The sequence below is a fragment of the Ruania alba genome (assembly GCF_900105765.1).
GTDB classification, from domain to species: domain Bacteria; phylum Actinomycetota; class Actinomycetes; order Actinomycetales; family Beutenbergiaceae; genus Ruania; species Ruania alba.
In genome coordinates this window covers 329,470-343,418 of sequence record NZ_FNTX01000001.1, presented here as the reverse complement: position 1 = coordinate 343,418, position 13,949 = coordinate 329,470, and the positions used below count along the sequence as shown (strand labels likewise).

At 71.2% G+C, this 13,949-nt stretch carries 11 protein-coding genes and 2 pseudogenes; 3 read left to right on the top strand and 10 right to left on the bottom strand.

What is annotated here, in order from left to right; genetic code table 11:
• Positions 1 to 156: 156 nt before the first annotated feature.
• The 9 genes from BLU77_RS01575 to glmS all read right to left on the bottom strand — a co-directional run bounded on the left by BLU77_RS01575 (position 157) and on the right by glmS (position 10,668).
• Positions 157 to 1,869 (bottom strand): glycoside hydrolase family 3 N-terminal domain-containing protein, encoded by a 1,713-nt coding sequence (locus BLU77_RS01575; RefSeq protein WP_089771390.1) that lies wholly within the window; start codon positions 1,867 to 1,869, stop codon positions 157 to 159.
• Positions 1,866 to 2,930 carry a tRNA (adenosine(37)-N6)-threonylcarbamoyltransferase complex transferase subunit TsaD gene (gene tsaD / locus BLU77_RS01570; protein WP_089771389.1) on the bottom strand — a complete coding sequence of 355 codons (1,065 nt, stop codon included), beginning with the start codon at positions 2,928 to 2,930 and terminating at the stop codon, positions 1,866 to 1,868. Before tsaD ends, BLU77_RS01575 begins: the two co-directional genes overlap by 4 nt.
• A 127-nt stretch (positions 2,931 to 3,057) precedes the next feature.
• Positions 3,058 to 4,431 (bottom strand): ribosomal protein S18-alanine N-acetyltransferase, encoded by a 1,374-nt coding sequence (gene rimI, locus BLU77_RS22995; protein WP_089771388.1) that lies wholly within the window; start codon positions 4,429 to 4,431, stop codon positions 3,058 to 3,060.
• Complete coding sequence (tsaB, locus tag BLU77_RS01560; RefSeq protein WP_089771387.1) at positions 4,428 to 5,129, bottom strand: tRNA (adenosine(37)-N6)-threonylcarbamoyltransferase complex dimerization subunit type 1 TsaB; 702 nt, start codon at positions 5,127 to 5,129, stop codon at positions 4,428 to 4,430. The genes rimI and tsaB overlap by 4 nt, the downstream gene beginning before the upstream one ends.
• A 10-nt stretch (positions 5,130 to 5,139) precedes the next feature.
• Positions 5,140 to 5,652 carry a tRNA (adenosine(37)-N6)-threonylcarbamoyltransferase complex ATPase subunit type 1 TsaE gene (tsaE, locus tag BLU77_RS01555; RefSeq protein ID WP_089771386.1) on the bottom strand — a complete coding sequence of 171 codons (513 nt, stop codon included), beginning with the start codon at positions 5,650 to 5,652 and terminating at the stop codon, positions 5,140 to 5,142.
• On the bottom strand, positions 5,649 to 6,785 hold the full coding sequence (alr, locus tag BLU77_RS01550) for an alanine racemase (RefSeq protein WP_089771385.1): 1,137 nt from the start codon (positions 6,783 to 6,785) through the stop codon (positions 5,649 to 5,651). Before alr ends, tsaE begins: the two co-directional genes overlap by 4 nt.
• A gap of 51 nt (positions 6,786 to 6,836) precedes the next feature.
• Positions 6,837 to 8,441, bottom strand: coding sequence for an NAD(P)H-hydrate epimerase (locus tag BLU77_RS01545; protein ID WP_089771384.1), 1,605 nt, complete (start codon positions 8,439 to 8,441; stop codon positions 6,837 to 6,839).
• Between the two features lie 4 nt (positions 8,442 to 8,445).
• Positions 8,446 to 8,796 (bottom strand): holo-ACP synthase, encoded by a 351-nt coding sequence (locus BLU77_RS01540; RefSeq protein ID WP_089771383.1) that lies wholly within the window; start codon positions 8,794 to 8,796, stop codon positions 8,446 to 8,448.
• 12 nt (positions 8,797 to 8,808) lie between these two features.
• Positions 8,809 to 10,668, bottom strand: coding sequence for a glutamine--fructose-6-phosphate transaminase (isomerizing) (glmS, locus tag BLU77_RS01535; RefSeq protein ID WP_089771382.1), 1,860 nt, complete (start codon positions 10,666 to 10,668; stop codon positions 8,809 to 8,811).
• A gap of 58 nt (positions 10,669 to 10,726) precedes the next feature.
• On the opposite strand from glmS, the gene coaA reads away from it, so the two are divergent.
• The 3 genes and pseudogenes from coaA to BLU77_RS01520 all read left to right on the top strand — a co-directional run.
• Positions 10,727 to 11,698 carry a type I pantothenate kinase gene (coaA, locus tag BLU77_RS01530; RefSeq protein WP_245708617.1) on the top strand — a complete coding sequence of 324 codons (972 nt, stop codon included), beginning with the start codon at positions 10,727 to 10,729 and terminating at the stop codon, positions 11,696 to 11,698.
• A 3-nt stretch (positions 11,699 to 11,701) separates the two neighbouring features.
• Positions 11,702 to 11,896: pseudogene (locus BLU77_RS23135) on the top strand (carboxylesterase family protein); the annotation flags it as partial.
• An 89-nt stretch (positions 11,897 to 11,985) separates the two neighbouring features.
• A pseudogene (locus BLU77_RS01520) lies at positions 11,986 to 13,212 on the top strand (carboxylesterase family protein); the annotation flags it as partial.
• Positions 13,213 to 13,223: 11 nt separating this feature from the next.
• Here the strand turns inward: BLU77_RS01520 and BLU77_RS01515 are convergent.
• A complete protein-coding gene (locus BLU77_RS01515) occupies positions 13,224 to 13,907 on the bottom strand; it encodes a DedA family protein (RefSeq protein ID WP_245708616.1) in 684 nt (227 codons plus the stop codon).
• Positions 13,908 to 13,949 lie beyond the last annotated feature (42 nt).

Genomic DNA, 13,949 nt, shown 5'->3' with positions numbered 1-13,949 from the left:
TGGCTATGCCGCATACGGCAAGAGCGCTCGGCAGAGGACCCAATGCCGTCGGCGACGTCGTCGGTTGGGCATGACGTGGTTGGTGCGCACCCACGAAGTCACGCGAGATCGACGAACTCGGAGACGACCGCCACCCTTGGGCGCGCCCCTACCGCCTCAGCAGGCAGTCGCGGCCAGCCCTCGCACCTCGACCGGCAGGTTCCCGGGCGCCGACGCTTCCCCGGCCAGCACCGCCGCGACCGCCTGGAACGCCCCGGCCGTCCGCCCGAAGGCCGCTAGCCGCACGGGCGCATCGGTCCCGGTGAGCAGCCACGGCGCGTCCAGGGAGACCGCCACGTCGCCCGTCCCGCTGGGTGTGGCCGAGGTGATCAGCCGCACGCTGGTATCCGCCGGCTGCTCCAACGGCACCACCTGAAGGCCCTCGCCCTCCGCGGCATCCACGAACGCGTCCCAGTCGTCCGCGGTCCCACCGCGCACGTGGATCCGTGGACCCGCGAGCGGGCCCTCGCAGCTCCCCTGCACCACGGTCACCGCTGCCGCGCTCAGCGCTGCCGATGCCTCGCCTCCCGAGCTGGACTGCGCGAGCTCCACCGCGCCCACACGCTCGGCCTCGGCAGCCTGCCACTGCATCAGCGCGATCACGCGACCGGCCGCCTCGTTCACCCGCTCCCGCTCCAGCGACCCGTCCTGGAGCGCGGTCACGATCCCGTGGTGCGCGCCCGCCACATCGGTCGGGCCGAGCAGCAGGTCCGCCCCCGCCGCGAGCGCCTCCACCGCGATCTCGTCAGCCGTCCGGCTCTGCGTGAGCGCCCCCATGTCGAGCCCGTCGGTGATCGCCACCCCCGTGAAGCCCAGGTCCTCGCGCAGCACCCGGTATGCCTCCGCCGAGAGCGATGCGGGTACGCCCGGGTCCCACGCCTCCACCGCGATGTGGCCCATCATCACCGTCGGCGCCCCGGCGTCGATCCCTGCCTGGAACGGCACCAGGTCACGGTCGCTCAGTTGCGCCGTGCTCGCTTCCTGCACCGGGAGAGCCTCATGCGAGTCCACGGTGAGCGAGCCGTGCCCGGGGAAGTGCTTGATGCTGGAGATCACGGCCCCGTCGGCGAACCCCTGCACGGCGGCTTCCACCGCGCGGGCCGCGCGATCCGGGTCCCCGGCGGGTGCACGATCCCCGACGATCGGGTCGGCCGCGCCGATGGTCACGTCCGCCACGGGGGCGAAGTCGTAGTTGACCCCGGTGGCACGCAGCTCGGTGGCCATCGCCTCGGCGGCGGCACTCACCACCTCGGCGTCGTCCGCGGCGCCGGCGGCCATGAACGGCGGGAACGAGCTCCAGTCCCCGGCCTGAGCCGAGAGCCGCTGCACCCGTCCACCCTCGTTGTCCACCGAGACGATCGCCGGCCAGTCCCGGCCGAGCTCACGCTGCGCCTCCTGCACGGCCTCGGCCGTGTCGGCCACCTGCTCGGCGGAGCCCACGTTCGCCCCGAACACCACCACACCCGCGAGATGGTCACGGCTGAGCACGGCCGCCGCGTCGGCCGGGTCGGTGCCGGGGAACCGAGCCAGGATCACCTGCCCGGCCACCTCTTCGGGCGTCATCTCCGCGGCAATGTCGATCGCAGCGGCCACATCGTCCTCGGTGGGCCCCCAGGCGAGCGGTTCGGCGGTCGGGCTCGGCGTCGGGGTCAGCTCGGGAGGTTCGCTGGTCTCCTCGCCCGCCGTCGTCGTCTCCGACGGCGTGGGGTCCCCCTCCCCCGGCCCGTTCGGTGAGGTGCATGCCGCCAAGGCGAGCGCCCCGACGGCGGCCAGTGCGGTCAGGCGAGAACGTCGCCGTGACCTGCTGGTCGCCGTCGTCAGTCCCCTCATGCGGTCGCCAGGACCTGCGTGAGGGGCATCTGGGAGTCGATGGTGATCGCGAAGTCCGAGGGCGGCAGACCGGCTGTCACCACGGCCGAGCCGAGGGCGGCGATCATGGCGCCGTTGTCCGTGCAGTAGCGGATCGGGGGGATCCGCACCTCGATACCTGCGTCACCGAACCGTTCGGTAGCGAGCGAACGCAGCCGACTGTTCGCCGAGAAGCCGCCCCCGATCACCACGCACCGCACGTCGTGCTTGGCGCAGGCAGCGAGGGTCTTGGTGACCAGCACGTCGGCGACGGCCTCGGAGAAGGAGGCTGCGACGTCGGCGGCCGGCACCTCCTCGCCGCGATCGGTGAACCCCTCCACCACCCGTGCCACAGCGGTCTTCAGCCCGGAGAAGGAGAAGTTGTAGGCGTGTGCGGCGAGGTCTTTCGGCTTGGAGAGCCCGCGGGGAAAGGCAAACGCCTCTGGGTCACCTTGCTGGGCGAGCTTGTCCACGTGCGGGCCGCCCGGGTACGGCAGGCCGAGCAGGCGGCCCACCTTGTCGAAGGCCTCACCGGCGGCGTCGTCGAGGGTCTGACCGAGCTCGACCACGTCGGTGGCGATGTCGCGTACGTGCAACAGGCTCGAGTGCCCACCGGAGACCACGAGGCCGAGGAACTCTTCCGGGAACGGGCCATCCACGAGCACGTCCACGGCCACGTGCCCGAGGATGTGGTTCACCCCGTACAACGGCACGCCCAGGCCGAGCGCGAGGGACTTCGCCGCGGCCACCCCCACGGTGAGCGAACCGACCAGCCCCGGTCCGGAGGTCACCGCCACCGCATCGATATCGCCCAGGGTGAGTCCAGCCCGCTCGACGGCGGCCGTCAGGGTCGGGCCGAAGGCCTCCAGGTGCGCCCGGCTCGCCACCTCCGGCACGATCCCACCGAAGCGGGCGTGCTCATCCATCGACGAAGCGGTGACGTCGACCAGCAGCTCCTGTCCGCGGACCAGGGCGATCCCGGTCTCGTCACAGGAGGTCTCGATGCCCAGGACGATGGGGGCGTCATCATGCTCTGTTGCCATGTCCACCAAGCCTACGCCCGAGCACCCACCCACCCTCGCCGAACGCAACCTTGTGCGGCGTTCTAGCCGGCGGATGCCGCACCGGGTTGCGTTCGGCGACCTGCGGGAGGGAGTCAGCAGCCGGAGCTCAGTCGGTGGCGGGTTGCAGGCCCGTGGCGACCGGTCGGGCTTCGTCGGCCGACCACTGCGACCACGACCCGGTGTACAGGCGCGCCGGCACGCCGATCGCTGCCAGCGCGGCGACCTCGTGCGCCGCGGTCACCCCGGACCCGCAGTAGACGACCACATCGTCTGCCTCGGGCACACCGACGGAGGCGAACCGCTCGGTGAGCTGCTCGCTCGGCCGGAATCTGCGCTCCGCGTCCAGGTTCTCCGCCGTAGGTGCACTGACGGCACCGGGAATATGCCCGGCACGCGGGTCCACCGGCTCGGTCTCACCCGCGTAGCGCTCCCGGGCCCGGGCGTCCAGCAGGACGCCACGAGCGGGCGCGGATGCGGCGTCGCCGGCGTCCGCCACCGGCATGTGGTCCGCGGAAAGGGTCACGGTCCCGGGCTCGACCAGGACGTCCCCGTCCTCCAGGATGCCGCCGATCTCGCTCCATGCGTGCAGGCCACCGTCCAGGATCCGCACGTCCTCCAGCCCCGCCCAGCGCAGCAGCCACCAGGCACGCGCGGCGGACGTTCCCCCGGTGTCGTCGTAGACCACCACGGAGTCACCGTCGTCGATCCCCCACCGCCGGGCGGCCATCTGCAGATCGGCCAGGTCAGGCAGTGGGTGACGGCCTGCTTCCCCGGAGGGCGGACCGGCGAGGTCGCGGTCGAGGTCCACGAACTGTGCCCCCGGGATGTGCCCGGCGATGTAGAACTTGCGCCCGTCCGGCTCGGCGAGCGACCAGCGCACGTCGAGCACCACCAGGCGTTCAGGCCCAGCGAGTAGCTCGTGCAGCTCGGTCGCCGTAACCAGCACGCGGTGGCGCACGTCGAGATCAGCCATGCGGGTGTCCTCCTCGATCATCTCGGACCCGATCGGGCCGGGGCCCTGCCGCGTGCTCAACGGTAACCGCATCACCACCGCATCCGCGCCCTCGGGCTGGTAGTAGCCGCGGCGCACTCCCAGCGGGATGAACCCGAACCCGCGGTACAACGCCTGCGCGCCCTCGTCGTCGGCCCGCACCTCGAGAAAGAGGGCCTCAGCTCCGACGCAGCGCGCCTGCCCCACCAGTTCGGCGAGCATCCGGGCGGCATGTCCACGGCGACGATGACCAGGGGCCACACCGATCGTCATGATCGTCGCGTCCGGGCCGGTGGCAAGCCCGGCGTAGCCGACCAGCCGGCCCCCATCCGTGGCCGCCACGTAGTACCGGTCGGCCCGGCGGAGCTCGTCGTCGTAGATCGCCCGGCTCCAGGCGCCGCGGCCGAACAGCTCCGGCTCGAGCGCCATCACCGTGTCCAGGTCGGCGGGAGCGAGCGGCCGCAGGCTCAGCGCGCCCGGACGTGTCACGACGCTCGGCTGCTGCCTGCGCCCGGAGTCACGTGCACGTCGGGCCGGCGCAGGTAGAGCGCCTCGGTCGGCTGGTCGGCGCCCTGCCCCGCACGCTCGGCGGCCAATGCACCGAGGCGGACCGGGTCGACGGTGAGTGCCGCGCGGCGGAGGCGGTCCTCCTCGATCGCCTCCGGTGCGAGCACGTCGGGGTAGAGGGCCACGCCACGACCCACCACGGCACCAGCCGCCACGAGGTCATTGTGCTCGGCTGCCACCACGTCGGCGGACTCCACACCGGGGCCTGCCATCAGTTCCAGCCCTCCGACGGCAGATCGGCGGTATCGAGCCCAGTACACCTCCCGGCGGCGCGCGTCCGTGGCCACCAGCACCTCCTCGCCCGCCTGCTCGAGCGCCTCGTCGGCGATGGCGTCCAGCGAGCTCACTCCGTACGCCTCGATCCCACGCGCCAGGGCGAAGGTGCGCGCGGTCACCAGTCCCACGCGCAGCCCGGTGAACGGCGCCGGTCCGGTGCCCACCGCCACGGCCGTCACCTCATCGGGTGCCACTTCGGCCTCGGTGAGGCAGGCGACGATCATCGGGGTGAGCGTCTCCACGTGACGACGCGGGTCGGTGCTGCGGGCGGCGGCTAACGTGGCGCCGTCACGCAGCACCGCCACGGCCGCACCATCGGAGGTGTCCAGGCAGAGAGTGATCACGGGCGGTACTTTACGCGTGCGGCGCCAGCGCGCCGAGGTCCACCCCGGTCCACCGCTGCCCGACCGGGCGCAGTTGCACGCGGCGTGGCTGGTCCTCACCGGCCTCCGCCGCAGTTCCACCGCGAGGGCGCTCCAGGTGGATCTCGAGCCGGTCCTGCGCGAGCCCTTCGACCAGGCCGGCACCCCACTCGACCACGGTCACCGACTCCTCCAACGAGCTGTCCAGGTCGAGGGCGTCGACCTCCGCGATCGAGGTGAGCCGGTAGGCGTCCACGTGGATCAGACCGGGCCCGGCGCCGACCGGTTGGTGCTCGCGGGCGATGATGAACGTGGGTGAGGCGACTCGCCCGCGCACCCCGAGCCCGTCGCCGATGCCCTGAGTGAGCGTGGTCTTACCCGCGCCGAGGTCACCGGTGAGGATCACCAGGTCACCGGCCCGCAGCACACCGGCCAACTGTCGCCCGAACGCCGTGGTGGCCTCGGCATCGGTGAGCTGGAGGCTCACGCTGGTCTCCACCGTCATGCATCCTCTCCTCGGTACACCCGCGGCACCCGCGGGCCGATCTGCGTCACGATCTCGTAGCTGATCCCCCCGACGGCGTCCGCCCAGTCCTGCGCGGTCGGCTCGCCGTCAGAACCACTGCCGAACAGGACCGCCGTGTCGCCGGCCGCCACCGACAGGTCACGCACATCCAGCACGAACTGGTCCATGCACACCCGCCCGGCGATCCGCACCTGACGACCGGCCACCTGCACCGGGGCGACGTTGCTGGCCCGCCGGGGAATGCCGTCGGCGTACCCGAGGGGCACGGTGGCCAAGGTGGTCGGGTAGGACGTGGTGTAGGTGTGGCCGTAGGAGACGCCCTGGCCGGGTCCGGCATCCTTGACCACATGCAGGTCCGCCTCCAGGCGCATCGCCGGCACCAGGCCCACCTGCGGCGACGGATGTGTGAGGGGCATCGGGGAGAGCCCGTAGACGGCGATCCCCGGGCGGACCAGGTCGTAGTGCACCTTCGGCACGGCGATAGTGGCGGCCGAGTTGGCCAGGTGCCGCACCTCGAGGGCCGCACCCGCAGCCTCGGCCCGGCGCACGGCCTCGGCGAAGACGTCGAACTGCTCGAGCACGCTGGGGTGGTCCACCTCGTCGGCGCGAGCCAGGTGGGACCAGACACCGACCACCGAGACCACACCGTCGGCCTGGAGCTGCACGGCTCTGGTGAGCATCGCCGTCCAGTCCTCCAGGAAGGAGCCGCCACGAGCCAGTCCGGTGTCCACCTTCAGGTGCACCCGCGCGGTACGACCGGTGCTCCGGGCGGCGTCGGCGATCTCGGCCAGTGCCCACGGAGCCGGGGCGGAGATGTCGATACCCGCCTCGAGCACCTGAGCCAGAGGGGCACCGGGACCGTACAGCCAGGTGAGAACCGGCGCCGTGATCCCGGCGGCACGCAGCGCGAGCGCCTCGGGCACCTGAGCGGCACCGAGCCAGGTGGCGCCGCCGCGCAGCGCCGCTCGTGCGGCCGGCACCAGGCCATGCCCGTACGCATCCCCCTTGACGACGGCCATCACCTGAGCGGTCGGGGCGCGCTCGCGCAGCACGGTGACGTTGTCACGGATCGCGTCGAGATCGACGACGGCGCGTCCCGGGTAGTAGTTCACACGTCCCAGTCTGCCACCAGCGCCCCACCGGTGACGGCTCCACGCGTGGTGTCAGCGAGCGGTGAGCAGGTCCGCCACGGTGGCAGGCAGTGCCGCCACCAGGTCCGACGGCGTCACTGGCCCGCCCGGGTTCGCCGCCTGGGCGGCACGTCCGTGCACCAGCGCGGCCGCGGCGGCCAGCTCCGGGGCCGGGGCGTCACTGGTGGCCAGCAGAGCACCGAGGATCCCGGCGAGCACGTCACCGGAGCCGGCCGTGGCCAACCACGGCGGTCCGTCGGCCTGGCTCAGCAGAGGGAGATCATCAGGAGGAATCCCGTTCCCGCCATCAAATCCCGTTCCGGACGGCCGGACGCGGCTTCCACCGCCGGAACGGGAGTCGGATGCGTCCGGGGCCGCCACCAGGGTCACCGCCCCCTTGAGCAGCACGGTCGCACCGGTGACCTCGGCAGCGGTGCGCACCCATCGGGCCGGGTCGGACTCGATCGCGGCGCGATCAACCGGGTGACGACGAGCCCGGAGCAGCTCGGCCAGCTCTCCGGCATGCGGCGTGAGCACGGTGCGGCGGCGCCGGTTCACCTCGGGGTCGGTGGGCAGCGCTGCCAGCGCCCCGGCGTCCCACACCACGGCGGGCAGTGGCACGCCGGCCCGGACGGCTGCCTGATCGGCCGCCTCGATCTGCGCGACCACCCGTCCCCGGTCGCTCACGCCGGCGAGGCCAGGGCCCACCACGAGCGCCTGCACGCGGCCCGGCGCCGTCACCGCTTCCGGGTAGTGGTCCAGCACCCGGTCGGCTACCGCAGGCTCCTGCCCGAGGTAGCGGACCATGCCGCACCCGGTGCGCAACGCCGCACCAGTGGTGAGCACCGCTGCCCCCGGGTATCGCGCCGATCCCGCGACCACCCCGAGCACCCCACGGCTGTACTTGTGATCGGCCTGGCCGGGCACCGGCCACAGCCGGGCCACATCGCAGACCTCCAGCCGGGTCACCGCCGCAGCCTGAGCTGCGAACGCTGCCCCCAGACCCAGGTCGAGCACCTGCACGGATCCGGCCATCCCCGCTGCAGGCGGGAGCAGCAGTCCCGCCTTCATCGCGCCCATCGTCACCGTTCGGTCGGCGTGCAGCACCGGGCCGGCCACCGCACCGGAGTCGGCGCCCACCCCGCTCGGGGTGTCCACGGCGATCACCCGTTGCCCGCAGCGCACCTGGTCCAGACGCTCCACGACGGCAGCGCTCACCCCCCGCAGTCCGCCATGCACGCCGATGCCTGCCAAGGCGTCCACCCACACGTGCGAGCGCTCGGCCTCGGCAACCCAGGGGCCGCCGTCGGGACCCTCGGCAACGTCGACGATCCGCACGCCCCGTGCCCGCGCGTGGGCGAGCCCCTCGGCGTGTACCTCGACCCGTGCGAGTGCGACGGTCACCGTGATCCCGCGCTCGGCGAGCAGTGCCGCGGCGTGCAGCCCGTCTCCCCCGTTGTTCCCGCCGCCGACCAGCACCAGTACCCTGGCCGATCTCCGTGACACCCGCCGCTCGGTGAGCACCTGCCGCACGGCCGCCGCCACACCGCGGGCGGCCCAAAGCATCAACGGCACACCGGCCGCGAGCGCCGGCGCCTCGGCCGCGCGGACCTCCTCTGCCCCGTATCCGCGGATCATGCGCTCACCCCTCGGCGATGGCCACCGCGGAGGCGATCCCGGCGTCGTGGGAGATGGACAGGTGCCAGGAGCGGACGCCGCGTGCCTCGGCGGCAGCGAGCACCGTGCCGGACAGGTCGACGATGGGTGCGCCGCCGACCACCCGGTGCACGGTCGCGTCCTGCCAGCTCATCCCGCCGGGAGCACCGAGTGCTTTCGCGATCGCCTCTTTCGCGGCGAACCGGGCCGCGAGCGACGCCGGTGCCAGCTCCCGCTCGGCGGGGGTGAACAACCGCTCGCGCAGACCCGCAGCCCGCTCGAGGGTGCTGGTGAACCGGTCGACGTCCACCACGTCGATCCCGACGCCCACAATCACGCGATCACATCGCTACTCGACGGTGACGGACTTGGCCAGGTTGCGCGGCTGGTCCACGTCGAGCCCCTTCGCGGTGGCGAGCGCGGCGGCGAAGATCTGCAGGGGTACCACGGTCACCAACGGTGCCAGCAGGGTCGGGGTCCGCGGCACCCGGAAGACGACGTCGGCGAACGGCTCCACGTCGGTGTCCCCGTCCTCGGCGATCACCAGGGTGCGGGCACCGCGGGCACGAATCTCCTGAATGTTGGAGATCACCTTCGCGTGCAGTGCGTCCCGGCCGCGCGGCGAAGGGACGATCACGAACACCGGCTGCCCCGGCTCGATCAAGGCGATCGGGCCGTGCTTGAGCTCACCGGCGGCGAACCCTTCGGCGTGGATGTATGCGAGCTCCTTGAGCTTGAGCGCACCTTCCAGGGCGACTGGGAAGCCCACGTGGCGGCCGAGGAAGAGGACGGTGCGCTCGTCCTTCATCTCTGCCGCGATGGTCTGCACCTGCTCCTCGGCGTCCACCACTCGCTTGACCTTGTCCGGCATCTGCCGCAACTGTTCGAGCGTCTCGCGGATCTCGTCGGGGAACTTGTTCCCACGCAGCTGGGCGAGGTAGAGCCCGAGCAGGTAGCAGGCGGTGATCTGGGCGAGGAACGCCTTCGTCGAGGCGACCGCGACCTCGGGGCCGGCGTGGGTGTACAGCACCGCGTCGGACTCGCGGGCGATCGTGGACCCGTGGGTGTTCACGATCGCGAGGACCTTCGCCCCCTGCTCGCGGGCATGCCGGATGGCCATGATGGTGTCCATCGTCTCCCCGGACTGGGAGACCGCGACCACCAGCGTCTTCTCGCTCACCACCGGGTCGCGGTATCTGAATTCGTGGGCGAGTTCCACTTCCACTGGGATCCGGCACCAGTGCTCGATCGCGTACTTGGCCACGTGCCCCACGTAGGAGGCGGTCCCGCACGCGATCACCACGATCTTGTCGATCGAACGCATCACGGACTCGGGGATACGCATCTCGTCCAGCATCAGCTGGCCCTCGGCGTCGACGCGGCCGAGCAGCGTGTCCGCCACCGCCTGCGGCTGGTCGTGGATCTCCTTCTCCATGAAGGTCGCGAAACCGCCCTTGACGGCGGCATCCGCGTCCCAGTCCACGGTGAATCGGCGCGGCTCCACCCGACCACCGTCGACGTCGGTGACCACCACGTCGTCGGCGGTGATGGTGACGATCTGGTCCTGTCCCATCTCCATCGCTTCGCGGGTGGAGGCGATGAACGCGGAGACGTCGCTGCCGAGGAAGTTCTCCCCCTCACCGAGGCCGATCACCAGCGGCGAGTTGCGGCGTGCCGCGACGACGGTTCCCGGGGAGTCGACGTGCAGGGCGAGCAGCGTGAAGGCGCCCTCCAGGCGACCCACCGTGGAGCGCATCGCCTCGGTGAGGTTGCCGATGTCGTCGTAGGCGCGAGCGAGCAGGTGGGCGACCACCTCGGTGTCGGTCTCGGACACGAAGGTGACACCGGCGGCGGTGAGCTCGTTCTTCAGCGCGTGGAAGTTCTCGATGATGCCGTTATGGATGACGGCGATCCGCCCCTCTCCCGCCAGGTGCGGGTGGGCGTTGACGTCCGTGGGGGCGCCGTGGGTCGCCCAGCGAGTGTGGCCGATCGCTGCCGTACCCTCGGGCAGGTTCCGCTGCTCCAGTTCGCCCACCAGATTGGTCAGCTTGCCCGCCTTCTTCGCCGAGGCGAGCCCTTCCGGTGTCGCGACTGCCACCCCGGCCGAGTCGTAGCCGCGGTACTCGAGTCGACCGAGCCCCTCCATGACCACGTCGAGGGGACGGGAGCTGGGCACCTTGGCCCCGACATATCCGACGATTCCACACATACGGGTTAGCGTAACTGCCGAGTACGCAGATCGCGGCCGAGAGTGGAAGAGTAGGCGTGTGGCGACATCTGACCTTGCTCTGGCGACCGGCTCAACGACCGTGAGCCCGTACGTGGAGTTCGACCGCGCGGCCTGGAGCCGGCTGTCCGCGTCCACCCCACTCCCGCTGACCGCGGACGATGTGGAGCGCCTGCGCGGGTTGGGCGATCCGATCGACCTCGCCGAGGTGGACACCGCCTACCGCCCGCTCTCTCGTCTACTCACCCTGTACGTGGCCGCCTCGCAGCGCCTGCGTGCCACGACCTCGACCTTCCTGGGCGAGCGGGCGCACCGGACGCCGTTCGTGATCGGCATCGCGGGATCGGTGGCGGTGGGCAAGTCGACGGCGGCCCGGGTGCTGCGCGAACTGCTGCGGCGCTGGCCGGAGACTCCGCGGGTGGAGCTGGTGACCACGGACGGCTTCCTGCATCCCAACGCGGAGCTGCAGCGGCGTGGCCTGATGGAGCGCAAGGGGTTCCCGGAGTCCTACGACAGGCGCGCGCTCCTGGAGTTCCTCACCCAGGTGAAGGCGGGAGCAGAACGGGTGACGGCGCCGGTGTACTCCCACCTCACCTACGACATCGTGCCTGATGCCACGGTGGAGGTGCGCTCGCCCGAGGTACTGATCGTGGAGGGTCTGAACGTGCTCGCCCCGGCACGGGTGACGGCGGACGGGGAGGCAAGCCTCGCCGTCAGCGACTTCTTCGACTTCTCCATCTATATCGATGCCGCCACCGACCACGTGAAGCAGTGGTACGTGGACCGCTTCCTCGACCTGCGGCAGACCGCGTTCGCGGACGAACGCTCCTATTTCCACCGCTATGCCGGGCTCGACGACGACGCCGCACGGGAACGCGCGATGCAGATCTGGGAGTCGATCAACGAACCCAACCTGGTGGAGAACGTGCTCCCCACCCGCGGACGGGCCACCCTGGTGCTGACCAAGGACGCCGACCACCGGTTGAGCCGCTTCGGGCTCCGGAAGATCTGAGCGGTGGCTGAACTCCCGCCGAGAACCACCGTCGCCCACGCGCCGTGCGGTTCGGTGAGTGGTGTGGTGCGATCCCTGCCCGACGGCGTCAGCTCGCTCGCGTTCCGCGGCATCCCGTACGCGGCAGCACCGGTGGGTGTGCACCGGTTCGCTGCGCCCGTTCCGCACGAAGGGTGGGACGGGGTGCGGGATGCGCTCCGGAACGGGCCCACGCCGAGTCTCGGACCCGCCGGTGACGGCCACTCGGTCCCGGAGCCGGTGGTCGCGGGGCGGAGACCCTCAACCTCAACGTGTTCACCCCGGACCTCACCGCGCAGCTACCCGTGTATGTCTGGGTGCACGGTGGAAGCTACGTGGGCGGGTCGCCCGGTGGACCCTGGTTCGACGGCGCGGCGTTCAACGCCGACGGGGTGGTCGTGGTGACGATCACCTACCGGCTCGGGTTCGAGGGGTACGGCCACGTACCGGGTGCACCGTCCAACCGGGCGTTGCGGGACATGATGGCGGCTCTGGCGTGGGTCCAGCAGAACATCGGCGCCTTCGGCGGCGATCCCGATCGAGTGACGCTGGGCGGGCAGAGCGCCGGTGGAGGCGCCGTCCTGGCGTTGCTCGGTGCTCCGGCCGCTCGAGGGCTGTTCCACGCGGCGGTGTGTCACTCCGCACCACTGCCGGACATCGATCCGGCCACGGCCGAGCGGACCGGCGTCGAGCTCGCGCGGGCGTGCGGGGTGGAGCACACCGTGTATGGGTGGCAGGACGTTCCTCGGGCAGAGATCGTGGCCGCTGAGCGGTCGCTGGACGCCGCAGACCTGTTCTCGGCGGTCGGTGACCTGTATCGAATCCTCTCCCGCCGGGAACCAGTCACGGCCTTCGGTCCGGTGCTGGACGGCGACCTGCTTCCCGACGACAGTTCCGCCATGCTCCGAGCCGGGGCCCACGTCCCGTTGCTGCTCGGCACCACGAGTCATGAGTTCAACCGGCTCACGCAGCCCCTCGCTCGCTATCTCGCTCGCGGTGTGGGGGCAGCGGTGCTGATGGGGATGGGTGTGCCACCGGCCCTGGCCAGGGCCTATCCGCGGGCGCACCCGGAGATGACCCCGGCCGAACTGCTCGGCCAGGCGATCAGCGACCGCGTCTTCCGGATCCCGGCCGTACACGTGGCCATGGATCGCAGCACCAGCGCACACGCAGGCGATCACGCCGACACCTGGCTGTGGGACTTCAGGTGGCTCTCCCCGGTCACCGAGCGTGCCGTGCACTGCCTGGACCTGCCGTTCGCGTGGCACGTGCTGGGAACCGACCGGGTCGCCCGGATCGCGGGCGACGCACCGCCCGCGGAATTGGCCCACGACATGCACGCGGCCATCGCCGGGTTCGTCCGCACCCACCGGGCCGATTGGCCCGCATACGTGCCGGACGCTCCCGTGGCTCAGGTCTGGGACGCCCCGAGCTGGACCGGGCGTGATCCGTACCGGTTCGAGCGGATCGCGACCGGGGTGCTGAACGAGGCTTGAACCGCTGCGGATCAGTGACGCGGCTCAAGCGCCTGAGGGTCCTCTGACTCCTCACGCTGATGCACCACCTCGTGCATCTGCTCGATCGGGTCGATCCCCCGACGGCGCAACACCAGTCGCACCACACCATCCACCAAGACCCCCATCACCACACCGAGAACGACGCCCGCGCCAACTCCGAGCAGAGGGTTCGCATGCAACGCGGCACCGGCGCTCGCTCCCAGACCGATCGAGTACCCCGACCACATCACCGCCGCGATCGCCGCAACCACAACGAAACGCCGATAGGGATACCCCACGGCACCCGCGGTCATGTTCACGGCGACGCGTCCGATCGGGATGTACCTGGCCGCGAGGATGAAGACCGCACCACGTTTGGCCAGGGCGCGCTCAGCCCAGGCCAGTGTCTTCTGACCGCGCCGTGAGCGGAAGATCCGGAAGCTATGGATCGGCAGCTTCGTCCCGATCGCGTACGCGATGTTGTCACCGAGAAAGGCACCTGCCGCCGCGACCAGGCCGATCCACCACAGGTTCGGGGCCTCGTGGGAGATCGCCAGACTGGTCAACGCGATCACCAGGGATTCACTGGGAACAGGCGGGAAGAACCCGTCGATCACACACCCGGCGAAGAGCACGAGCAGCACCCACGGCGAGGCCGCCATAGCCAGCACTGGCTCCTGGATTGCTTCGAACACGAACGCTCCTCGTTCTCGGACCGGGACGGTCCACGCTACGCA

Bases quoted from the DNA above. Each gene is read 5' to 3' on its own strand.
- glmS (WP_089771382.1), bottom strand. From the start codon at position 10,668: ATGTGTGGAATCGTCGGATATGTCGGGGCCAAGGTGCCCAGCTCCCGT.
- BLU77_RS01575 (WP_089771390.1), bottom strand. From the start codon at position 1,869: ATGAGGGGACTGACGACGGCGACCAGCAGGTCACGGCGACGTTCTCGC.
- tsaD (WP_089771389.1), bottom strand. From the start codon at position 2,930: ATGGCAACAGAGCATGATGACGCCCCCATCGTCCTGGGCATCGAGACC.
- tsaE (WP_089771386.1), bottom strand. From the start codon at position 5,652: ATGACGGTGGAGACCAGCGTGAGCCTCCAGCTCACCGATGCCGAGGCC.
- BLU77_RS01545 (WP_089771384.1), bottom strand. From the start codon at position 8,441: ATGATCCGCGGATACGGGGCAGAGGAGGTCCGCGCGGCCGAGGCGCCG.